Annotated in this window: 22 protein-coding genes and 4 tRNA genes; 11 read left to right on the top strand and 15 right to left on the bottom strand. The window is 41.0% G+C overall.

The window, feature by feature from the left end; all coding sequences use genetic code 11:
• The 8 genes from L3V38_RS18365 to murB all read right to left on the bottom strand — a co-directional run.
• Nucleotides 1-127 (bottom strand): GTP-binding protein (locus L3V38_RS18365; protein WP_033023824.1); only part of this gene is annotated, 127 nt, incomplete at its 3' end.
• Between the two features lie 136 nt (nt 128-263).
• Nucleotides 264-339, bottom strand: a tRNA-Thr gene (locus L3V38_RS18360).
• A gap of 12 nt (nt 340-351) precedes the next feature.
• A tRNA-Gly gene (locus L3V38_RS18355) sits at nt 352-426 on the bottom strand.
• A 44-nt stretch (nt 427-470) separates the two neighbouring features.
• Nucleotides 471-555 (bottom strand) — tRNA-Tyr (locus L3V38_RS18350).
• Between the two features lie 40 nt (nt 556-595).
• Nucleotides 596-671, bottom strand: a tRNA-Thr gene (locus L3V38_RS18345).
• 117 nt (nt 672-788) lie between these two features.
• The gene (locus tag L3V38_RS18340) at nt 789-1,487 is read right to left on the bottom strand and encodes a type III pantothenate kinase (RefSeq protein WP_237120285.1); all 699 of its coding nucleotides are present in this window, start codon (nt 1,485-1,487) and stop codon (nt 789-791) included.
• Entirely contained in the window at nt 1,484-2,476 is a 993-nt protein-coding gene (gene birA, locus L3V38_RS18335; protein ID WP_237120284.1) for a bifunctional biotin--[acetyl-CoA-carboxylase] ligase/biotin operon repressor BirA, read from the bottom strand. The genes L3V38_RS18340 and birA overlap by 4 nt, the downstream gene beginning before the upstream one ends.
• Nucleotides 2,473-3,483 carry a UDP-N-acetylmuramate dehydrogenase gene (murB, locus tag L3V38_RS18330; RefSeq protein ID WP_237120282.1) on the bottom strand — a complete coding sequence of 337 codons (1,011 nt, stop codon included), beginning with the start codon at nt 3,481-3,483 and terminating at the stop codon, nt 2,473-2,475. Before murB ends, birA begins: the two co-directional genes overlap by 4 nt.
• Nucleotides 3,484-3,628: 145 nt before the next feature.
• Between murB and L3V38_RS18325 the strand changes: the two genes are divergently transcribed.
• Nucleotides 3,629-5,473 (top strand): M1 family metallopeptidase, encoded by a 1,845-nt coding sequence (locus tag L3V38_RS18325; RefSeq protein ID WP_237120280.1) that lies wholly within the window; start codon nt 3,629-3,631, stop codon nt 5,471-5,473.
• Between the two features lie 54 nt (nt 5,474-5,527).
• Here the strand turns inward: L3V38_RS18325 and L3V38_RS18320 are convergent, their stop codons facing one another.
• Nucleotides 5,528-6,145, bottom strand: coding sequence for a DUF2057 domain-containing protein (locus tag L3V38_RS18320; RefSeq protein WP_237120278.1), 618 nt, complete (start codon nt 6,143-6,145; stop codon nt 5,528-5,530).
• Between the two features lie 104 nt (nt 6,146-6,249).
• On the opposite strand from L3V38_RS18320, the gene L3V38_RS18315 reads away from it, so the two are divergent.
• The 4 genes from L3V38_RS18315 to L3V38_RS18300 all read left to right on the top strand — a co-directional run bounded on the left by L3V38_RS18315 (nt 6,250) and on the right by L3V38_RS18300 (nt 10,100).
• Nucleotides 6,250-6,621 (top strand): histidine triad nucleotide-binding protein, encoded by a 372-nt coding sequence (locus L3V38_RS18315; RefSeq protein ID WP_062567538.1) that lies wholly within the window; start codon nt 6,250-6,252, stop codon nt 6,619-6,621.
• A 230-nt stretch (nt 6,622-6,851) separates the two neighbouring features.
• Nucleotides 6,852-7,508, top strand: a complete 657-nt coding sequence (locus tag L3V38_RS18310; protein ID WP_062567537.1) for a response regulator transcription factor — start codon at nt 6,852-6,854, stop codon at nt 7,506-7,508.
• 110 nt (nt 7,509-7,618) lie between these two features.
• Nucleotides 7,619-9,775: an ATP-binding protein gene (locus L3V38_RS18305; RefSeq protein ID WP_130150981.1), complete on the top strand. Its 2,157-nt coding sequence runs from the start codon at nt 7,619-7,621 to the stop codon at nt 9,773-9,775.
• 61 nt (nt 9,776-9,836) lie between these two features.
• Nucleotides 9,837-10,100 carry a hypothetical protein gene (locus L3V38_RS18300; protein ID WP_193987982.1) on the top strand — a complete coding sequence of 88 codons (264 nt, stop codon included), beginning with the start codon at nt 9,837-9,839 and terminating at the stop codon, nt 10,098-10,100.
• A gap of 63 nt (nt 10,101-10,163) precedes the next feature.
• On the opposite strand, the gene L3V38_RS18295 is transcribed toward L3V38_RS18300, so the two are convergent.
• Genes L3V38_RS18295 through L3V38_RS18285 form a run of 3 tightly spaced genes read right to left on the bottom strand, consistent with a single transcriptional unit; the run spans nt 10,164 to nt 13,556 of the window.
• Nucleotides 10,164-11,597, bottom strand: a complete 1,434-nt coding sequence (locus tag L3V38_RS18295) for a mannose-1-phosphate guanylyltransferase/mannose-6-phosphate isomerase (protein ID WP_237120277.1) — start codon at nt 11,595-11,597, stop codon at nt 10,164-10,166.
• 55 nt (nt 11,598-11,652) lie between these two features.
• The gene (locus tag L3V38_RS18290; protein ID WP_237120275.1) at nt 11,653-12,426 is read right to left on the bottom strand and encodes an amidohydrolase; all 774 of its coding nucleotides are present in this window, start codon (nt 12,424-12,426) and stop codon (nt 11,653-11,655) included.
• Entirely contained in the window at nt 12,414-13,556 is a 1,143-nt protein-coding gene (locus tag L3V38_RS18285) for a methionine aminotransferase (RefSeq protein WP_346729925.1), read from the bottom strand. The genes L3V38_RS18290 and L3V38_RS18285 overlap by 13 nt, the downstream gene beginning before the upstream one ends.
• A gap of 99 nt (nt 13,557-13,655) precedes the next feature.
• Between L3V38_RS18285 and L3V38_RS18280 the strand changes: the two genes are divergently transcribed.
• Genes L3V38_RS18280 through L3V38_RS18265 form a run of 4 tightly spaced genes read left to right on the top strand, consistent with a single transcriptional unit; the run spans nt 13,656 to nt 15,850 of the window.
• Complete coding sequence (locus L3V38_RS18280; protein WP_130150976.1) at nt 13,656-14,285, top strand: methylthioribulose 1-phosphate dehydratase; 630 nt, start codon at nt 13,656-13,658, stop codon at nt 14,283-14,285.
• Nucleotides 14,282-14,968: an acireductone synthase gene (gene mtnC / locus L3V38_RS18275; protein WP_237120273.1), complete on the top strand. Its 687-nt coding sequence runs from the start codon at nt 14,282-14,284 to the stop codon at nt 14,966-14,968. Before L3V38_RS18280 ends, mtnC begins: the two co-directional genes overlap by 4 nt.
• Nucleotides 14,965-15,507, top strand: coding sequence for an acireductone dioxygenase (locus tag L3V38_RS18270; RefSeq protein ID WP_237120272.1), 543 nt, complete (start codon nt 14,965-14,967; stop codon nt 15,505-15,507). The genes mtnC and L3V38_RS18270 overlap by 4 nt, the downstream gene beginning before the upstream one ends.
• 1 nt (nt 15,508) lies before the next feature.
• On the top strand, nt 15,509-15,850 hold the full coding sequence (locus L3V38_RS18265; RefSeq protein WP_237120271.1) for a gamma-glutamylcyclotransferase family protein: 342 nt from the start codon (nt 15,509-15,511) through the stop codon (nt 15,848-15,850).
• A gap of 40 nt (nt 15,851-15,890) precedes the next feature.
• Here the strand turns inward: L3V38_RS18265 and mtnA are convergent, their stop codons facing one another.
• The gene (gene mtnA / locus L3V38_RS18260; RefSeq protein WP_237120269.1) at nt 15,891-16,916 is read right to left on the bottom strand and encodes an S-methyl-5-thioribose-1-phosphate isomerase; all 1,026 of its coding nucleotides are present in this window, start codon (nt 16,914-16,916) and stop codon (nt 15,891-15,893) included.
• Nucleotides 16,917-17,048: 132 nt separating this feature from the next.
• On the opposite strand from mtnA, the gene mtnK reads away from it, so the two are divergent.
• Nucleotides 17,049-18,266, top strand: coding sequence for an S-methyl-5-thioribose kinase (mtnK, locus tag L3V38_RS18255; RefSeq protein ID WP_237120267.1), 1,218 nt, complete (start codon nt 17,049-17,051; stop codon nt 18,264-18,266).
• Nucleotides 18,267-18,294: 28 nt separating this feature from the next.
• Here the strand turns inward: mtnK and L3V38_RS18250 are convergent, their stop codons facing one another.
• Nucleotides 18,295-19,776, bottom strand: coding sequence for an FMN-binding glutamate synthase family protein (locus tag L3V38_RS18250; protein WP_130150970.1), 1,482 nt, complete (start codon nt 19,774-19,776; stop codon nt 18,295-18,297).
• A 111-nt stretch (nt 19,777-19,887) separates the two neighbouring features.
• Nucleotides 19,888-21,663, bottom strand: coding sequence for a DUF885 domain-containing protein (locus L3V38_RS18245; protein ID WP_237120266.1), 1,776 nt, complete (start codon nt 21,661-21,663; stop codon nt 19,888-19,890).
• A 401-nt stretch (nt 21,664-22,064) separates the two neighbouring features.
• Between L3V38_RS18245 and L3V38_RS18240 the strand changes: the two genes are divergently transcribed.
• The gene (locus L3V38_RS18240; protein ID WP_062567552.1) at nt 22,065-23,051 is read left to right on the top strand and encodes a GGDEF domain-containing protein; all 987 of its coding nucleotides are present in this window, start codon (nt 22,065-22,067) and stop codon (nt 23,049-23,051) included.
• Nucleotides 23,052-23,143: the final 92 nt, after the last annotated feature.

Below are 23,143 nucleotides of genomic sequence, written 5' to 3'. Positions count from 1 at the left end.
CACCACCGTATACTTTTGCAAGTACGTTAGTGATTGCTGCAGTTAGGGTAGTTTTACCGTGGTCAACGTGGCCGATTGTACCTACGTTTACGTGCGGTTTTACGCGTTCAAACTTTTCTTTTGCCATGACGGAACCTATCAGTTTTGTGTATCTAGATTACATATGAAAATAATCCACCGAGGGTAGATTAATTTAATTTTTTCAAATTTCAAATAGTTTTTTCTGACAGATAAAGGAAGAAATTAAGATGAGTTCTCGATACTGGTGCTGATAGGCAGATTTGAACTGCCGACCTCACCCTTACCAAGGGTGCGCTCTACCAACTGAGCTATATCAGCAACACCAGAGTCTGGAGCGGGCAGCGGGAATCGAACCCGCATCATCAGCTTGGAAGGCTGAGGTAATAGCCATTATACGATGCCCGCATAGAAACCTGTTCTTAAACTACCTCTAACCGTCAAGAATAAAGTGGTGGAGGGAGCTGGATTCGAACCAGCGAAGGCTGAGCCGTCAGATTTACAGTCTGATCCCTTTGGCCGCTCGGGAACCCCTCCACGAAAATTCTTTACTAAGTCACTTCCGGTAAAAGGAAAGTGGTGCCGACTATCCGAGTTGAACGGATGACCTACTGATTACAAGTCAGTTGCTCTACCAACTGAGCTAAGTCGGCACTGCTTTAGTACGGGGCGAGATTCTAAGGTAAGGTTTATTGTGATGCAACAATAAAATTAAAAAAAGTGTGATTTTATGTGTTAAACGCTCACTATTCAGGCAAATTACCGCTTTTTTACAGTTTTGCTGTCAGTTCTCGCCAATAATTAAGGCCCTTAAAAACCAATAAGCTATCAAATTGACTGTGAGAAAATGAATCAGCTAGCAATTTTCCATAACCGCCGGCAAACAACAAGGTAACTGATGCATCATTTATATGCTGCTTAGCTTGTTCAATAGCACCTATCGTGGCCACCAGCGCACCATTTTTTAAGCCATTCGGTGTATTACAGCCTAATTCAGAACTAAAAGGTATTTGTGCATCATCAAACACCCGCTTAGTGTTTTGGGTCAACGAGGTCGTCATTAAATCAAGACCTGGTAATATCCATCCCCCTAAATGCGTACCTTCAGAGTTAAGTACATCAATCGTTGTAGCTGTGCCGGCATCAATAATAATGCAGTTTTGCTGAGGATACTCTACAAAAGCAGCAATCACTGCTAACCAACGATCGATCCCTAAATTTTGATACTGCTGATAGGCGCAGCTTAAGGTGGCAAGCTTAGCAGTGACCACCGCTTCAAAGTTAGGAATGGAATGTTGTTGTGCTTGGACTAATAAAGGCTTGAGTAACTCAGCGCTACCCACACACGCATAAACCAGTTCTTGTATTTGTGACCAAGGTATCGCGTTAAGTTCGCATGCCTGATAATGGTTACCATCAAACAAAACCGCTTTAATTGCGGTATTACCTACATCAACTAACAGTTTCATAACTCAGCCTTACGCAATGAAATTTCTCCACCATAATAGCTTTTTACTTCGCCATCTTGACGAATACGAACGCCACCTTGGCTATCAATTCCTTCACAAATACCACGCCAACTCCGATGCCCTGTATTAAGCTCAACGTATTCACCAGCAAATGCATTTAATTGATTCCACTGTAGATACATATCGTTTAAACCCGATTGCTGATACTGGGCTAAGCGTTTTTCTAAATAAAAGCACAAATAGGCCACCAACTTGTTTTTATCCAGCCCCTGTACATGCTGGCTTAAATCAGTCCATGCTTGATCTATGTGTTGGCTAACACTTTCTGGCATATGTAAATTGATACCTATACCTATTACAAGCTGACAAGGCCCCTGCGGCTGACCATCAAGCTCAACTAATACACCCGCTAATTTTTCACGATTTAAGTAGATATCGTTTGGCCACTTAAGCTCTACATTCAATTGATATAAGGCTTTAAGCGTATCGTAAACAGCAAGCCCAACAGCAATAGATACGCCCATAGCCGCTTGCAAGCCATCATCCAAACGCCAAAAATAGCTAAAATATAAATTTGCACCAAACGGAGACTGCCAAACGCGCCCACGGCGACCTCTTCCTGCTTGCTGCATTTCTGCAACGAGTACGGTGCCGGACGTGAGTGGAATATCGCTTTGTAAGCGACGCATGAGCTCACTATTGGTAGAATCTATAATTGGCTGTACTTCGACATTAGCGGTGCCGCCACCCAACTCATTATAATGCTTGCCAATTTTATCTTTGTTCAGTAAGCCCGCACTATTATTAAGGCAATACCCTTTACCCGTGACCTTGAAAATATCGAGTCCCATTTCCTGCAAAGAGTGAATATGTTTACCCACTGCTGCGCGGCTGATACCGAGCTGCTCACCCAATTGCTGACCAGAAATAAAACCACCGGTATTCAGAGCATGTAAAATAGCGAGCTTATTACCATCTGGTGCTTTCATGATGAAGCTCCCAATTCAATATGGCATTCGCGTTCGGCGTTAATCAGTCGCACTTCGTGTTGCAGAGCAATTTGATATTTTTGCCAGACCTGCTGCTGAATATGTTCCACCATTTTAATTAAGTCATCACCATTACTATTACCGTGATTTACTAACACCAATGCTTGCTGCTGATGAACCTCTATCCCTGCAACTTTATAGCCTTTTAACCCTGCCTGCTCAATCAACCAGCCTGCCGCAACTTTATGATGCTCAGAATCGACAAAATAATGAGGCAAGTTTGGGTATTGTTGTAACAATAATGCTAGCTGCTCATTACTGATCACTGGGTTTTTGAAAAAACTGCCCGCATTCGCAAGTTCGTTTGGGTTGGGTAATTTACTGTTTCTAGTCGCAATGATTTGCTCAAACACTTGTTGTGGAGAAGGTTGTGTAAGTTTTTGCAATGGCCCATAACTTAGTACTGGCTGCCATTTTTTAGGTAAGAGTAATCCTACTTGAGTGATCACCGCTTTATTTTTAAGTGCATGCTTAAAAATAGAGTCACGATAGCTAAATTGGCACTCGTCTTTGGCTAAACGTTTAATCGTCTTTGTCGCAATATCAAAGTATTCAACATAGCTAACAAACTTTTCCAGCTCTACACCATACGCACCAATATTTTGCACTGGTGCAGCACCAACAGTCCCAGGTATTAAAGCAAGGTTTTCAAGCCCAGGCATGTCATTAGCAATAGTCATAGCAACTAATTGATGCCAGTTTTCTCCAGCTGCAATGTGCAATAAAAAGCCATCGCTTTGTTGCTCTATATCTATGCCCTTCGTATTCATGTGGATCACAGAGCCTTGGTAGTCAGATAAAAACACCGTATTACTGCCTTCACCTAAAATACAAAATGGCTCAGAAAAGTCTGTGCTTAAAAGCTGATTCACTTCATCGATTTGATAGATGTGCTGGCATTGGCTTGGCAAAGAAAAGGTATGAAAAGATTGCAGGGACTGAGCCACAAAACGCCTCAAAGGTTACCGGTAACTAATCGCATTAGTGTAACCTATCGTCGCAAAATACGCATTAGATTGTAAAAATCACTCAACCCACTGCACTAATCATGTTATAAAACAGGCTCTTTTTCATTACCGTTCTAGGGTTATTATGAAGTTTAAACCATTACTTTTAAGTCTTGCTATGGCCGGAGCTTGCTCTCAAGCAACTGCTGACGCAATCAGCCAGCACACTTACGCAAACTTAGATGACGTAACAACCACTCACCTATTACTAGATTTAGATGTTGATTTTGATGATAAGCAATTAGAAGGTTTTGTTGAGCATACGCTAGATTGGCATAATGCAACCAGCAAAACGCTTGTTCTTGATACCCGCGATTTAGATATCGACAAAGTCATGTATCAGGATGACAAAGGCAGCTGGCACAACGCTGACTTTACCCTTGCTGCACGTGATGACGTAAAGGGCTCAAAATTAACAATTAAATTTAAAAGCCAAGCGGTTAAGGCGCGTATTTACTACAATAGCCGCCCAGAAGCTTCAGGTTTACAGTGGTTAACACCAGAGCAAACAGCCAGTAAGTCACACCCATTTATGTACAGCCAATCACAAGCAATTCATGCTCGTAGTTGGATCCCAGTACAAGATACGCCAGCAATGCGCGTGACGTACTCTGCTCGTATTCACACACCAAAAGATATTCGTGCGGTAATGAGTGCAGACAACAAAGATGCGCTCTATAAAGATGGTGACTATTTATTCAATATGCCACAACCCATTTCGCCATACTTAATCGCAATTGGTGCGGGTAATCTAGAATTTAAAGCCATGTCTAAGCAAACCGGTATTTTTGCTGAGCCAACCATTTTAGATGCATCTGTGGCTGAGTTTGACGACACGCAAGCGATGATCGATAAAACGAACGCGATGTACGGCGAATATGCATGGGGGCGCTATGACTTATTAATGCTACCACCAAGCTTCCCATTTGGTGGCATGGAAAACCCGCGTTTATCATTCATCACTCCAACGGTCGTTGCTGGCGATAAAAGCTTAGTAAATCTAATTGCTCACGAGCTTGCTCACTCTTGGTCGGGTAACTTAGTGACGAATGCAACGTGGGAAGATTTATGGCTAAACGAAGGCTTCACGTCTTACGTTGAAAACCGCATTATGGAAGAAGTATTTGGTCGTGACCGTGCTGTGATGGAGCAAGCGCTCGATGCCGCTGGCTTACGTAAGCTAATTAAAACGTTACCGGCACCAGATACACGCCTTAACTTAAAACTTAATGGCCGTGATCCTGATGACGCATTTAGCTCAGTGCCTTACACCAAAGGCCAGCTTTTCTTAATCTACCTAGAAAACAAGTTTGGTCGTGATAAATTCGATCCATTTGTAAAAGCTTACTTCGATGAGTTCTCATTTAAGTCTTTAACAACAGCTCAGTTTGTTACTTACTTAAAAACCAACTTAATCGAAAAGTATCCAGGTATTGTAAGCATGGATAAAGTAAATGAGTGGATTTTTGAGACTGGTTTACCAAGTGATGCGCCAAACCCAACGTCTGATGCATTCGATAAAGTCGACGCAGTTACAAAAACATGGTTAAACGGTGAAATTAGCGCAGCGGACTTACCAACCGCGGATTGGTCTGTTCATGAGTGGCTACACTTTTTAAATAACCTACCTCGTGATTTAAGCATTGAGAAAATGACTGAGCTTGATAACCAGTTCAATCTAACGCAGTCAACTAATGCTGAGCGTGCTTTCGCATGGTTTATGCTAGCGGTAGGTAATGGTTATCAACCTATCTATCCTGCGCTTGATAAGCACTTATCTGGTATTGGTCGCCGTAAGTTAATTGTGCCACTTTATAAAGCACTCATTAAAAACGGTAAAAAAGACTGGGCGCATGATGTGTACTTAAAAGCCCGTGCGGGTTATCACCCACTTGCACAAGGTACCGTGGACGGCTTATTCGCAAAATAATAAGTCAAACACAAAAAAGGCGCTGAAAATCAGCGCCTTTTAATTTTCCAATTATTATTTCGTCACTTTATCTAAAAATGCACGACGCTCTTCAGGGCTGGCTTGTTGCCACCAAAACTCAAGCATTGCCGCTGCATTTGGGGTATTTTTCAAGCTCGCCTGTCCACCAGGTACTTTTGCTGGCAAAGTTACAGGTGCAGTCGCTGCCGGTTGACTACTTGATGCAGCAACAGGCGCACTCGCCACGGCTTGAGCAGGTGCTGCACGATAGCCAATGATTGATAATGGCATAGCAAGCTCACTGCCTTTTGCTTTTAAACTTACTTTCGGTGATTCAGCAAACACTTCTGCTGCCACTGCATTGCTGGCACGATTAAACACTAAATCATAGTTTTTGCCGCTTTCAACCGTTACTTCAACCCAAAATGGCTCAGACTCAACAACTTGATGATCGTCATAACCTTGTTCATAAAGGTCAGTGTATTTTAACTTTAACTGGTAAGTACCAGGTGCAAGCTCAACATCGTCAACTCGACTAAAAAACGATTGTTCTATTAAACGTTCACCTACCTGTAAAGGCACAAACTCTTCTGGAAAGTGGATAGTTTCAGCTAGACTGCTGGCACTATAAAATAGTGCAAACACACTACCTAGTAATACTGACTTGCGCATGATCACTCCTTGGTTGTTTAACTTGCGGCAGTTTCAGTTTGACACTGCAAATAAAGTTTGTCATTAGTGTGCGGTCAATTAACCACGAATTAAGAGAGCTAAGTATGAGCCAAGAGACTATTTTTACAAAGATAATTAACCGCGAAATCCCTTCTGATATCGTGTATGAGGATGATTTAGCACTCGCCTTTAAAGATATAAACCCACAAGCGCCGTTTCATGTATTAATTATTCCAAAAACGCCTATTGCAACGATTAACGACATCACACAGGAGCATGCCCCTCTTGTTGGTCATTTATATGTAGTGGCTGCAAAACTCGCGAAACAATTTGGTTTTAGTGATGATGGTTTTCGTGTCGTTATGAATTGCAATGACCATGGCGGCCAAACCGTGTACCATATCCACCTACACATGCTTGCAGGTAAAGAGATGGGTTGGCCTCCTTATCAAGATAAGAAGAAACAACAAATCTAATACGTTTTAATGTTAATAATTGTAAAAAACAATACAAATTAACTAATACTGTCTATTATAAATAGATATCAGTGAGTTAACATAAATATTAAGGTTAACCAAGGGTATTTTTTGAAACAAAATAGACACAAACTGTACTTTTCCTGCGCAAGACTCAGAAATTTCTAATACGAAAGGGGTGGATGGCATGGTAGGATGCAAGAGTCAACTTTATTCAAGAGTGTATAAATATGAGTAGTTCAGCCTTTTTACTATTAGATTCGGAACCGGTTAACACAATTGGCATTAATGTCTTAGAACCTTTATTAAAGACTCAAGGCCTTGCGGTTACATCTGGTACTGATATTTCTGAAGTTCCGGAAGGTACACGCTTGTTATTCATTGAAACATCAAGCACCGACGCGTGGGGAAAACTTAAAGAGCAACTGGTGAATCTTCGTATTAAATGCGACATTGTATTGTTTAATCTTGATGAAAACCCAGAACTTGCGAATCGCGCTTTATTAACGGGTATTCGTGGTGTGTTCTACACAACTGATAATGCCGACGTGTTAATGAAAGGCATTCGTTTATTGTTAGAAGACCAACTTTGGTATCGCCGTGAAATAATGTGTAACGCATTAAATCGCATGTTGCAGTTCAACAAAGATGCATTACATAAATTGACTGATGGTGATATTGAACCTGTTAAACTAACGAAACGCGAAAAAGCGATCATTTCGCTAATGAGCAAAGGTTCTAAAAACAAAGAGATTGCTGAGGACTTAAGTATTAGTCCGCACACGGTGAAAACTCATCTATACAGTGCATTTAGAAAAACTAAATGCCGTAACCGTATTGAGCTTTTATCTTGGGCACAGCAAAATATTCCTGACGAAATTCGTTAAGATTTATTCTCTAAAAAAACAGACGCACATTGCGTCTGTTTTTGTTTCTGGTTGCTAAACATAACAATAGACTTTATTCTCAAGCTGTTCATTAATGCCTCGGAAATACAATGCTCGACTCAGCGACCCTCTACTATGCAAGCGCAGCCATGATGGCTGTGATGACATTACTTAGTTATCTCACGTGGCGAACCAACAAAAATACTCCAGGCACCTTACTTTATATTTTTTACCCATTGGTGATGTTTATTTCAGTTATGAGCTTTGCACTGCATGGTCATATCAATAATATCGCGAGTATTTCTATTGCTAACTCATTTATGTTTAGCGCATCAATCATCCACGTTCTCGCAATTTGCCAATTTTTTAATGCGAAATGTATTGGCTTGAGAATCTTTATTGGCATAACTATCACGCTAGCACTAACAATGATTTACCTTGCCACAGACAATACCGAACTGCGTAGTCGAATACTCGTCTCAGATTTACAGCACATTATTGAATCATTATTTTTGCTGGCTCTGTTTATTCGTAATGGTCGTAAAAACTATCCGAATGGCAGCATTGTATACATCATGATTTTAATAATTATTCTTGCGGTATTCACTGGTCGCACGTTAATGATGGGTGATGTCAGTACAGCCAATTTATTATCTGAGAACTGGTTTAGTATCACGCTGTTTATCAATGGTGTCATTGCACCTATGTTTTACGCCACTGGTATGGCTTTACTTTGTAATGAAAGACGCGAGCAGAATTTAAATCAGCTCACTGAAAAAGCGCATAAAGATCTCGAAATCAGAGGGTTATTTTTATCAACTATCAGCCATGAAATTCGTACTCCTTTAAACGGTATCTTAGGCAGTGCGCAGCTAATTATGAACCAATCTAGCGATCCTCGAGATAAACCTTATTGCGAAGCGATTATTAACTCAGCTGAATCCCTTAATTTACTGGTCGATAAGGTACTTGATTATGCAAGTCTCGACCAGCGAGACGAAGCCCTCTACGAAGAAGACGTTGAACTAAAAACATGGCTCAATAACTTGTGCCTATTGCTGAGTCCTCTGGCTGAACAAAAGCACTTAAAGTTTGAACTTATTTATGATCTTCCTGAGCAAGCATGTTACTACTGTGATCAACAAAAGCTCAGACAAGTCATCATCAATCTTGTCGGTAATGCGATTAAATTTACAGATCACGGCTCAGTCAAAATTCATGTAAAACTACTTCAAGAAGGTCAGTTTGAAAACCGACTTCGCATCAGTGTTATTGACTCAGGCCCTGGCATTGAAGATGAAGAAATAGCATATCTAACAGAACCCTATGTACAAAGTAGCGCAGGAAAAGAAAAAGGCGGTACAGGCCTTGGCCTTGCGATTACCAGTCGCTTGCTTGAAAAGCTCGGCAGTAAATTGAATATAGAGAGTGAGCTGTCAAAAGGCAGTACGTTTAGCTTTGATATTAACCTTGCTGTTGGTGAATTAAGCCTTGTAGAACAACGCCATCAATCTAAAGATTATGTCACCGGCTTGGATGTTTTGTTAGTAGAAGACCTCGACTTAAACCAAAAAATTGCGATTGAATTTATGGCTGATGACGAGCATAAAATTAAGCTGGCAAAAGACGGAAATAGCGCTATCGAGCTGATGCAAAAACACCACTTTGATGTCGTACTTCTCGATATGAATTTACCGGATCTCACAGGTCAAGAAGTGCTTAAAAGGCTCAAGGCGATGGACCATCTAAACCAACGTACCCCTGTGCTTGCTTTTACTGCAAGCCTCAGTCCTGATGAAATAAAAGAATACTTGGCTCTAGGTATAAAAGACATCGTTGGCAAACCAATTAAACAGCAAAAGCTGCGCCAAGCGCTTAGTGACTCACAGTCAAATCAAGCAGCGAGCATCGCAGTCGAGCTTCGAGATACTCTTTATGATGAAACAGCTGCCGCAGCACTTATTAGTTCATTCAATGAAGATGAAGTATCCTCTATTTATAATGAATTTGTTTTATCAGCCCGCAACAAGCTAATTCGCTGCCAGCAACTCGTTGAAGATGATAAAGAGCAATGTATAAAGCTATTGCACCGCCAAGCAAGTACTGCATTACAGCTTGGCTTTAACCGCTATGGCTTAGAGTTAAAAAAAGTAGAACGTAAATTACTCGATAATAAGCCCCTAAAGGAATCTCTCACCGGTGCGCTAGGCCTTTGGCAAGAAAGCTTGCAGGCATATTTGGCACATGTAAGAAGTGAGCTGAGCTAAATTAGGTGCCGTTACTCAAGTAATGATAATTTAAAACACTCCAGAACCAAGGATAGGACTTATGCTGATTTTTAAAATTTTAATTTTAGTTGCATTATTAAAGCTGTTAATAAATACCGAACGACCCAGCCTATGTGCGGGTATTTACACAGCTATTGTGTTGTTGTTTAACCTAATGTTCGGCCTTGGTTTCATTACATCCATTGTTGGCGCTGCCATTTCTGGGGTATTAGCGTTAATTTATTTTTGGCTGTTGAACCATTTTAGGGATACCGCTATTTTTTGGCTGGTACTCATTTTAGGGCTCGCTATTGGTTTAGTTTAGCTTGCCCTCTGTGGCTCCCCTTGAGTAAAGAACATAATAACGTTTTCAGTAAGCGCAACTTACTTAAACATCAGAGTTGTGGCCATTTCGGCCATACTCATCTTCAAAACGTTCAATATCACATTCATCTAAAATACCTCCGGTTTGCACCTCAATAACAATAAGTGGCTCATGGTAATAGTTAGCTAAACGATGTATTTGCTTTGCTGCAATATAGCAAGACTGATCGGCACTTAATTCAAATTCATCATCACCTACACGTACACTTGCAATACCTGAAACCACAACCCAATGCTCTGCTCGATGTTGGTGCCGTTGTGTAGACAGCTTAGCGCCACTATTGACACTAATTTTTTTTACTTTAAAGCCAACGCTTTCTACCAATGTGCGATAGTTACCCCACGGCCTAAATACGACCTGATGGTGCGTTAGTTTATCGCTTGCTGATACAGCAAGTTGTTTGAGTAATTCAGGGAGTTTATTAAGGGCATTTTTATCAGCCACTAAAGTCGCATCATGGGTATGTATAATTGCTTTATTAGTCACACCTAACGCGGCAATTGTATGGTCGGCTTCGCTTATTAGTAGATTATTGTTGCTATCAACGCTCACCCCTTGTGAGCTTAAGTAATTACCAAACGAGTCTTTATCTGCAAGTGTAGAAAGCGCAGAAAAGCTCCCTATATCACTCCAATGTAAATCAATCGGGATCACTGCGACATTGTCGCTACGCTCTAAAATAGCATAATCAATTGAATCACTTGGGCATGCACTAAGTACTTTATCATTCGGCCTGAGAAAGCCCAGATCTTCTTTAAATTCAGCAGCTTTAGTGACACTGTGTGCTATTTTTGGTGCAAAGCGATTAAGCTCGTTTAAATACACATTAGGTAGAAACAAAAACATGCCACTATTCCAGTTATAGTCACCACTAAGCACGTATTGCTCAGCCAGCTTTTGGGCCGGCTTTTCTTTAAACTCTGCAACTTTAAAGCATCCTTCACGGCTCAATTCTGCACCTTGGCGGATGTAGCCATAACCGGTATGGGGTACGGTCGGTTTAATTGCAAACGTTATTAGTTGCTGCTGTTCACAAAGAGCAATAGCGTCATCTAATCGCGCTATTAACTTTTCAAAATCACTAATATGGTGGTCAGCGGGCATGACTAATAGCGGATCCATTAAACCATTTTGCACTGCATATTCAGCGGCTAGTGCGATAGCTGGTGCCGTGTTTTTACCTTCTGGCTCAAGTAGCAAAGTAAAGTCATCAACGACCTCTGATACCTGTGACTTCGCAATAAAGCGGTGCTCTTCATTACATACCAAAATAGGCGGATTGAAGTGCGAGCTTGTCACTCGTTTCAATGTACTTTGTAGTAGTGACTCATCACTAAGCAAAGATAAAAATTGCTTAGGCATTGCTTTACGCGACAATGGCCATAGACGAGAGCCTATGCCGCCAGCAAGAATAACAGGCGTGATTTTGTAACTCATGATTGCTTACAGTAAAAAACCAACCATGAGTTTAACAAACTTTTTAGAGTTCGGCTTAGAGTAACTGAAATTGATCAGCATCTAAGTGGGCAGGAAAAGTACGGCGAAAATCCTCCAGTGGTGATTTTTCTAAATGCTGAATAATGATACCCGACTGATTATCATCAAGCTTAGCAAGCGTATCCCCTTTAAAATCATAAATTGCTGTGCCACCACTGTGGGCAACATCATTGCCATCTTCACCGACACGATTGACACCTGCAACATAACAAAGGTTTTCCATCGCTCGTGCTTTTAATAATGTGTCCCATACATGACGTCTGGCTGCTGGCCAGTTTGCGATATTAATCATTACATCATAATCATCATTGTTACGCTGGAACACGGGAAAGCGTAAGTCATAACACACTTGTGGGAGAATACGAAAATCATTGATGGTGAACACCTCACGCTGTTTACCTGCAATAACATAATCGCCTTCGTTACCTAAGCAGAATAAATGGCGTTTATCGTAAAATCTCACTTCACCATTTGGCCAAACCCAATAAAAGCGGTTTGCCTTTTTGTCTCCTTGCGCAACCAGCACAGATCCAGCAATCACGGCATTCTTTTGCTTTGCCATGGCTTGTAACCAATTTAGTACTTCACCCTGCTCTGGCTCACTGCAATCAAGATTAATCGCAAAACCAGTGGCAAAGGTTTCTGGTAATACGATTAAATCAACTTGCTCATTGAAGCTATTAAGCTGCTCAGTAAAGTGTGCAAGGTTAGCGCTTTTATCAAGCCAATGCAGTGATGACTGTACTAAGGCTAAGGTTAAAGTTGACATAAAATCTCCGCGGCACGTTTTAACGTGTCATCATTTTTGGCAAAACATAACCGTATCACTTTATCGTGACTCTGAGTGCTGTAAAACACACTCAATGGAATTGCCGCCACACCTGCTTGCTCAACTAACCAATGACAAAACTCAACATCATCCAAATCAGACACATCACTGTAATCAAGCAATAAGAAATAGGTTCCTTCACTTGGCAAAATAGTGAAACGGCTTTCTTTTAATGCTTCACTTAGTAAGTCACGCTTTTGCTGGTAAAATTCATTTAACTGTTCAACATGCTCAGGTTTTAACTCTAACATATCAGCGAGTGCATGCTGCGCAGGAGTAAAACTAGAAAATGTCACGTATTGATGAATTTTACGAAACTCCTTCATTAACTCACTCGGTGCCACACAGTAACCCATTTTCCACCCCGTACTGTGGAAGGTTTTACCAAAGCTTGAAATAACAAAGCTGCGAGCAAACAATTCTGCGTCAGTGAGTACACTTAAATGAGCTTCTTTATCGAAAATAATATGCTCATAAACTTCATCACTGATGACGTATAAATCATGTTTTTTAACAAGATCCTTAAGTGCTGAAAAGTCTTCAGCTTTAAGCGTTTTGCTACTCGGGTTGTGTGGTGTATTAATGATAATAGCACGGGTTTTTTCACTAATCGCATTTGCAACAACTTGCCAATCAATACAATAATCAGGAGCCTGTAATGCCACATGAACCGAGCGCCCACCAGCCAGCTCAATCGCCGGTTGGTATGAGTCATAAGCGGGATCAAACACCACTACTTCATCACCCTCTTTTACAAGCGTTTGAATGGCAACAAATAATGCTTCGGTTGCGCCTGATGTCACCGTTACTTGTTGCTCATAATTTATGTTGTTATGGTATTTTCTAGCTATCAGTGCCGCAATTTGCTGTTGCAGGCGCACAATGCCACTAGATGGTGCGTATTGATTAAAGCCCTCTAACACATAATGGTTGAGCTGTTTTTTTAGCAGTTCAGGCACATCGAATTCAGGAAAACCCTGAGATAAATTAATAGCTTGATGCTGATTTGCCAAAGCTGTCATTTGACTAAAAATACTGGTGCCTAAGTTTGGCAATTTACTTTCAAACACAGAGATTCCTTAAAGATGGTTTTGCGCCCGAAGCGATGCTATCATTGCTTAAAACAGATGTATAGCCGTCTAAAAAACTTTTAGAATGTCGAGGAATGTATGCATAACAATACCGCTATTTCAGAACTAATTGAAGCTGGTAAGTGGGTAAGCCAACGTGGTTGGGTTCCTGCTACTGGTGGTAACTTCTCAGCACGTACAGAAAGTGGTTATGTGGTCACCGCCAGTGGTTTTGATAAAGGCCAACTTGGTACCCATGCATTTATTGAGTTTGATCATAACGGAAACCGCACTAAGGGCTCAGGTAAACCATCCGCAGAAACAGAGCTTCACTTGAACATGTATAAGCTGATCCCGTCAGCAAAATTTGTTCTTCATACCCACTCAGTAGCTGCAACAGTATTATCTCGCGTAATCAAAGGTCATGCTATTCATTTGCATGGCTATGAAATGCAAAAAGCCTTGAGTGGTGTAAAATCACATCTAGATACACTTAGTATTCCTATTTTTGATAATGACCAAGATATTGACCGTTTAAGCTTATTGGTCAGTGACCATCACTTACACACACCAATTGAACATGCAGTGCTTATTCGTGGTCATGGTTTATACGTTGTAGGCAGAGACGTTAAAGAAGTTTTACGCCACTTAGAAGGGCTAGAGTTTTTATTTAGTTGTGAGCTCGAACGTCTAAAACTAGAAGGCATTCAAGCTGGAGTACAACTATGATCAAAGCAATTTTAACCGATATTGAAGGAACGATTACCCGCATCTCGTTTGTCAAAGATGTGTTATTTCCTTATGCTGCAGGGCAACTCCCTGAGTTTATTAAAACACACAAGAACGACCCTGACGTTGCCGAGCAGATAAGCGCAGTCAAAGCGCACATTGAGCAGCCAGAGGCTGACTTAGAAACAGTAATAAATACCTTGCTACACTGGATTGCAACAGATCAAAAAGTCACACCATTAAAACAATTACAGGGTTTAATTTGGCAAACAGGCTATGAAAATGGCGATTTTACAGGTCATATTTACCCTGATGCTTATGATTTCTTGCAAGCTCAAAAACAAGCAGGAAAAAATCTATATGTGTACTCTTCTGGCTCAGTAAAAGCGCAACACCTTATTTTTGAGTTTTCTGATTACGGCGATATGAGACCTTTGTTCAGCAACTACTTCGACACTAAAGTTGGCGCTAAACAACAACAGCGCTCGTACGAGAATATTATTGCAGAGTTGCCATTTGACGCCGCAGAGGTGTTGTTCTTAAGCGATGTGGAAGCAGAACTTAATGCTGCCAAAGCCGCAGGCCTTCGTACCTTACACCTTGTTCGTGATGGCCAACAAGTGAGCGACGCTCATCCATATATTAATGATTTTACGACATTTAGCGCGGAGCTTTTAGCATGAGTCAATTAACGATTTTTAATCATAACAACGCTGACGATGTATTGTTTTATAGTGAAGACTTAAGTGCCATTGCAAAAGAACTTAAAGCAGTAGGTGTACGTTTCGAGCAATGGAAAGCACCTCAGCATATTGATGAAAGCACCAGTCATGACGCGATTTTAGCTGCCTATGCTAACGATATAGAACAGCTTAAGACTGAAGGGGGCTATCAAACTGTCGATGTTATTTCACTTGCTAAAGGTAACCCTAATGCAGCGGAATTACGTAGCAAGTTTTTATTTGAACATACTCACAGCGAAGATGAAGTGCGCTTTTTTGTAAAAGGCCAAGGGTTATTTTGCTTACATTTAAACGATAAGGTCTATCAAGTGCTTTGCGAGCAAGGTGACTTGATTTCTGTGCCAGAGCTTACCCCCCACTGGTTTGACATGGGAAGTAATCCTGAATTTACAGCAATTCGCTTATTTAATAATACCGAAGGATGGGTTGCTAAAAGTACAGAATCAGCAATCGCTAAAAGTTTCCCGTTACTGGATTAATATGGAAAAGTTGTTTTCATATGGGACGTTGCAATACCCACAAGTTCAGCTAGACACTTTCGGGCGCTTACTCGAAGGTCAGTCAGCCACCTTATTAGGTTATGTCATTGGCGAAATTGAAATTACTGATGCGGCAGTTTTAAAAAGTAGTGGACAGCGTTTTCATCCTGCCCTACTTTACACAGGGAATCAAAACGACGCAGTTAATGGCACAATTTACGCAATTACAAAGCAAGAGCTTGCCCAAGCTGATGAGTATGAGGTTGATGATTATCAACGGATTGCACAGCAGTTTCAGTGTGGAGCAAATGCGTGGGTTTATGTGGTGAAAAGCTCCCTTTAAAACCAGTAAAGCGCTTATAAGTAAGCGCTTTCCCAAATCGCTAGCTTAACTCTGTTAATGCTCCACGGGCAATGTCTGCTTGATTATAAACGCCCGTATCAAGTACCCACCCTGTTACTAGCTTAGCCGGCGTGACATCAAAAGCAGGATTATAAACCTGTGCATTATTAGGGGCCCACAAGGCTTCGCCAAAGCTGCCACTCACACCACGCACCTCAATGGGGCTGCGCTGTTCGATTTCAATATCATCACCGCAGGCTGTTTTTGTATCTAACGTAGTGAGAGGCGCAACAACATAAAATGGGATATTATGAAAGTGAGCTAAAACAGCAAGATTGTAGGTGCCTACTTTATTGGCAAAATCCCCATTAGCGGCAATGCGGTCTGCTCCAACAAAGATTTTATCGACTTTACCCGCTGCCATTAGACTTGCAGCCATATTATCGCAAATTAATGTGTACGGTATTTGCCAACGTTCAAGCTCGAATGCAGTAAGACGACCACCTTGTAATAAAGGCCTTGTCTCATCAACCCATACATGAATATCACCGTGGCGTTGCTGTGCTTTATATATCACGCCTAGTGCAGTACCAATGCCCGCAGTAGCTAATGCACCTGTATTACAGTGGGTAAGAATGTTATCGCCTTTTAATACAAGGTTTGCACCATGTTCAGCCATGCTATCGCAAAGCGCTATATCCTCATTAAATAACTGCTCTGCTGTTTTAACTATCTCTTCAACAAAGTCACTTTTTGCTAAAGCCTCTCGCAGCTTAGTCATGCAATGCATCAGGTTCACAGCCGTTGGTCTGGTAGCCTCTAACTCATCAATCGCATCTGCAAGCGATTCTTTACTCATGCCTTGCTCAGCCAAATGAGCTACAAGCAAACTCGCTCCAAGACCAATCAAAGGTGCTCCACGTATTTTCAACGTTAAAATCAGATCTTTCATTACTGCAACATCGTGACATACATGCCAATGTTGTTGATGAGGCAGTAAATACTGGTCAAGCACTGTTAAAGTACCACTTTGATATTTAATGCTATTTGCGATGAGGTCTTTCATAGTAAGTCCAAGTTACTTAATTAGCAGATTGCTATTCTACAGCAGTTTTTACAACTAACAAGCTGGATGTATGGACATCTAAACGCATGAAGGTATAGAATGCTTAAAGTTACTTTTCAATGAGATGAAACCATGGCGAACTACATAGCCTTCACTGCAGAACATGCTATTGATTATATTAAAGAAATCATCAAAAAAGAGTTGATTACTGTTTTCGCTGACAATGCAGAGCTCAACGCTTATGAGTTTGGTGATGGTAATTTAAACCTCGTTTTTCGTATCGCAGATCAAGATGGTAACAGCGTAATTCTCAAACAAGCTTTACCCTACGCCCGCTGTGTTGGTGAGTCGTGGCCATTATCATTAGATAGAGCTCGTATTGAAGCCGAAGTACTTATCAATCATGGTCAATTATGCCCTGAGCATACCGTCACAGTTTTGCATCATAATGCTGATTTAGCATTAACGGTTCTTGAAGACCTGGGGCACCTACAAATATTGCGTGGTGCACAAATCAATGCAGAACAATTTCCAAAGCTGGCAAGCCATGTCGCACTTTACCTCAGCTATACAAGCTTTTATAACTCTGATTTTTATTTATCTGCAGAAGAAAAAAAGACCAAAGTCAGTCAATTTATTAACCCTGACTTGTGCAAAATTACAGAAGATTTGTTCTTTACCGATCCCTATATTGAGCATGAGCGAAATAACTTTCCTATCGAACTTAAAAGTCATGTAGAGAGTATTCGTAATAATCAGGCTCTAAAACTCGCAGCAGCCAAGTTAAAAGCTAAGTTCCTATCGAGCCCACAAACTTTATTACACGGTGACATACACAGCGGCAGTATTTTTGTGGATGCAAACACCACCAAAATGATAGACCCCGAGTTTGGCTTTTTTGGCCCTATTGGCTTCGATATTGGTTCTTTTATGGGGAACCTGTTACTAAACTATTGTGCTCAAAATGGCCGTATTACTGAGCTTGCAAAGCGCCGTCAATATCAAACACATTTATTAACCTGCTTACAAGATTGCTATAACCAGTTTGAACAACACTGGCTACGTCTTGCAAGTAGCGAAACAACTGATATTAGCTTTGCAAGTAACGCATTTACTGAAGATTATTTACACGATGTATTGCGTGACGCGATTGGTTATTGTGGTGCTGAGCTTATTCGCCGTACGATTGGCCTCGCACATGTTGCTGATATTGATGGTATAGAAGATGAGCAAGCTCGACTGGCTGTACAACAACAAACGTTGGTACTGGGTGAACAACTCATGCTCAATGCAACAAGTTGTACCTCTAAAGATGAGTTTTACTCATTACTTGTCAGCTTATTAAATTAAATAAAGGCGCATAGAGCGCCTTTGTTCTTTACTGATAATGTTCGTACATTTTATCAAGCGGCTCTGATAAGCCATTCTCTTGCACCACACGTACATGATGGCGAGCAAGCTCTCTGGCACTTGATACTCCACAAGAATGAGCAATGAGCCCTGCACCGTAGTGAATATATTTATTATAGTTAGCGACGCGCTGTGCTTTGTCCGTTACGTCTAAACCTCGTTGTAAGCGTTCATTGTGCGTTGTTATGCCAGTAGGGCAAGTATCTTTATTACATTGCAGTGCTTGAATACAGCCCAATGAAAACATATGTCCGCGCGCCGAAACAATAAAATCAGCACCCAGTGCAAGAGCCCATGCAACCTTTGAAGGTACAATTAACTTTCCAGAAGCAATCACTTTAACACGCTCTCTCAGACCATGTTTTTTCAATAAATCAACCACTAAAGGTAGGCTTTCCTTAAGCGGCAAACCAACAGAGTCCATTAAAGGTTGTGGTGCAGCACCTGTACCACCATCCGCGCTATCAATTGTTATGAAGTCGGGTGCTGACTCCATCCCACGATTATTAATTTCACTAAATAAAGTTTCCAGCCACGCATATTCACCAATTACAGCCTTAAAGCCTGTTGGTTTACCTGTTGTCGAGCGCACGGTTGCGATCATATCAAGCAAATGAGCGGGTGTTTTAATTTCGGGATGACCATTGGGGCTAATAGAATCATGCCCTTCTGGGATCCCTCGAATTTTAGCAATTTCAGCTGTGACTTTACGGCCAGGCAGCATCCCGCCTTTACCGGGTTTAGCGCCCTGGCTCATCTTTATTTCAAACATCTTCACTTGTTCATGCTCAGCGATGGTCTTTAGCTTTTCGAGACTGAGTTTGCCTTGCTCATCTCGCACACCGTATTTAGCCGTACCAATCTGAAATACTATGTCAGCCCCACCTTCAAGGTGATATGGGCTCAATCCCCCTTCCCCCGTATTCATCCAACAACCAGCCAGTTTAGCGCCTCGCGATAATGCTCGCACAGCAGGTTTAGACAGTGCCCCAAAACTCATGCCAGAAATGTTAAATAACGAATTAGTAGAATATGGCTGTTCACAATATGGGCCTAAAGTGACATGGCTAGGTTCAAGCGCTTCTTCATCCAACGTTGGAAATGCACAGTTCATAAACATTACAGTGCCTGTTGTTTCTAAACTTTGTGTTGATCCAAATGCGGTCGTGCGATCCACATTTTTAGCTGCTCGATACACCCAGCTACGTTCTGCACGGTTAAAAGGAAGCTCCTCCCTGTCCATTGCAAAAAAGTACTGACGAAAGAACTCGCCTTGGCGTTCAAAAAAATAACGAAACCGTCCTATCACAGGATAATTGCGACGAATAGCTTGCTTAGACTGGGTTACATCACTGATGTAAAAACAGATTATCACCAGCAATCCAACGCCAAGTAAAAAGATAAATAAGCTGGCAAATACATCAATACTGAAAATTATAAAATCACTCATTCAAGGCCCCTTTGTAGTGACGATTTCCTGCAAATCATATAAGTAGTTTAAAATACACGCAATAAACAAAAAGGCGTGTTTTAAACACGCCTTTTTTAAACTCTCTGTCTGTTACGCTTTTTTTGCAAGTTCAGCGTTAATATAAAGCTGAATTTGCTCTTCAAGTACAGACATAGGAACCGAGCCATGACGCAAAATTTGATGATGGAACTCTCGCACATCAAAATCCTGCCCCAGTGCTTGTTCCGCTTCATGACGCAAGCGCTTAATTGTTAGCTCACCAATTTTGTAAGAGAGCGCCTGTGCTGGCCAAGAAATATAACGATCGGTTTCCGTTTTAACGTTATGTAATGACAGTGCAGTATTTTCACTCATAAACTTCATAGCCCGCTCACGGCTCCAGCCATACATATGCATGCCAGTATCAACAACTAAACGTGCAGCTCGCCACATTTCGTAAGTTAGGCGACCAAAGTCACTGTAAGGGTCTTGGTAAAAGCCAGCTTCTATGCCTAAAAACTCTGAATAAAGTCCCCAACCTTCACCAAATGCCGACAAATATGCATTTCGACGATAGCTTGGTAATGACTCAAGCTCAGCATTGAGTGATATTTGTAAATGATGACCAGGCACAGCTTCATGGAGTGTTAACGCTTCGAGTACATAGAGTGGACGTTTATCCAGTGCATACGTATTGACCCAATAGTAGCCAGCTTGATCATCACGACGCGAACCCGAGTATCGTCCGGTCGTATACTTAGGAGCAATACTTTCAGGCACTGGCGCAACGCCATAAGGCATTCTTGGTAAGGTATGGAATAACTTAGGCAATTGTGCATCCATTTTTTTCGCAATATAAGATGCTTCTTTCAATAATTCTTTTGGTGTTTTTGCATAAAACTGCGGATCGGTACGCAAGAAATGTACAAATTCAGCAAAACTACCTTCAAAGCCTACCTCTTTGATTATTTCATCCATTTCAGCACGAATACGCGCCACTTCCTTAAGGCCCAACTCATGGATTTCTTTTGGCGTCATATCAGTCGTGGTGTAGTACTTTGCACGGTTTTCGTAAAATGCTTTACCGTTTGGCGTACTAGAAATACCAATATCAGTGCGTGCACCTGGTTGGTATTCATCATTAAAGAAGGTGAGATAATCTTTATAAGCGGGAATAACTTGCTGTTTGATAATTTTTTTTGCTTGCTGTTGTAAGTTCACGAATTTACTATGACTCACACCAGCAGTATTTTTTAAAAATGGTTTGTAGAACTCAGACTGAGTGGCATCATCAACAATATAAGCAGTAATTGAATCTTGATACCCTTCTAAAACCGCTTTGGGCTGTGTTAACCCTACTTCAAGGCCTTTACGCATCCAACCAATGTTTTGTTCAAAAAAGCGTGGTATTTGCTGTAATTTTGCTAGATATAGCTCGTAATCACTTGCTTTTGTGTAGTCTGAGCTTGAAATCATAAACGACAAGCTTGAGTGAAAACCATACTCAGATGTCAGTGGCATATAATGCGTATTAAAGACATATTCATCGACACTATTTTGTACTTGCCCGCGTAAAATCGTTAAATTTATGCGATTTTCTTCCGACAGCTTATCGCGGTCAATTGCATCTAGCTCAGCAAGTAATTCAGTATTTTTTTGATATTTTTTCTCAAGAAATGAGGCTGAAAGGTTCTCTAATAAATAACCATCAACACCTTCGGCCTTACCATATGGATTAATACTCGCTCGATAATCAACAATGTGTTGCGCAACTTGAGTAAACTGCTGATCAGCATCCACTTTTGTTATTTGACATGCGCTTAAGGTACAGGCGAGTGCAACAGCAATCAGTGAATGATTTAATGTTCTAGATAGGGTTTGTCTCATGGGCTTCTTATTCATTTTAATCTTTATCGATAAAGTAGCGTAGCATGTGAAAAAACCCAAACAAATGCGACCAAGCCCACCTAAAGTACGGTCAAATAAACACCATTGCAGAATCAACAATGTACAGTGTTTATACAGCTCTCAGTTACACTTGTTAAAGTTGCTGATAAAATCAACTAATGGACCCAAACGAAACAAATTTATGTTCCAAAGTTAGCGATTTTGCTTTTAAATAGACTCATTACAGATTACTGTAGACTAATATACCCAAATTAATTGAACACAAATTATCAATATAATTTGCGGATTATTGCTTGGAAGCAAAAGAAACCTTACGGAGGAGATGATTTTATGGTTGTTATGCGTATTTAGTGGTATTGAAAATGATGTTCCATGATTCCATGGTAATTGCCCAAGAAAAAATGACGAAGGTGTGTATCTTTTTAGAACATCACGCATTACCGCCGTCGCCGCTAAATTACCAAGTAGTTTACACTTACGTCAGCCAAGTAAACCCTAAACTCAATGCCACTCTCGACCGTGCAATAGCCCAAAAAGTCTCTATCGATTCAGTTTATATAGAACAGCTTTATTTTGATTTCATTGAGCAAGGCCACAAAATGAAAACGGCCATTGTTCGCAACGTTGACTCTGTTATTAATTCCTTATCTCGCGGCGCAAATAATAATGAACAACACATTGTCCGTTTTGCCGAGCATATAAATGATTGTGTTCATGCAATTGATGAGAACAACAAAGAACAAACACGCCACGCGTTAAAAATGCTGAGCAAGCAATCTGAGCAACTACTTGCTCAGCATCGCCAATTTAAACAAGAAATAGCCAAAGCCAAGTCGTTACAAGAGAAAACACAAAAACAACTCACTCAATTACGTAAGCAACACATAACTGATCAGCAAACAGGTTTATACAAGCGTCATTATTTAAACCAACAGACACAGTTATGGCTCGGCCAAAACAAAGCGATATGTGCAATTGCGATTCATATCGAAAACCTTGACCATTTTATTGATAATTATGGTGATGTCATTGGCGAGGTTATTTTGAATAAAGTCGCCAAGCAAGTACAAAAATATGTACTTGAAAGTGGTTTACCTGGCCGTACAGGCAAAGATGAATTTACTATCTTACTTGCCGACATAGAGCCTGAAACGGCCAATGTCATTGCTGAAAAAGTCCGTAATGGCGTTGAGAAGCTTCGTTTTGTTAGTTCAAAGAATGGTACTAAATTACCTCCAATCCACTTAGCCCTTGGTATTGCCAAATATGAAAACGAGGGTGACTTTACCAATCTTGCCCGCAAAGCATCTCATGCAGCAGCGAAAGCTAAATCTCTGGGTCAAAGCAGTTTCATTGCAGGCCAGTAACCCTGCGCTTAATCATAAAAATAATCGCTAATCTGGTGATTTAGTTATAATCAAATTGCACCCTACAGCCACAATCAAGTACACTAGACTTT

It is taken from the genome of Pseudoalteromonas sp. L1, assembly GCF_021728095.1.
Taxonomy (GTDB): domain Bacteria; phylum Pseudomonadota; class Gammaproteobacteria; order Enterobacterales; family Alteromonadaceae; genus Pseudoalteromonas.
The sequence above is the reverse complement of the archived record's forward strand: the minus strand, read 5'-3'. Positions and strand labels throughout refer to the sequence as shown.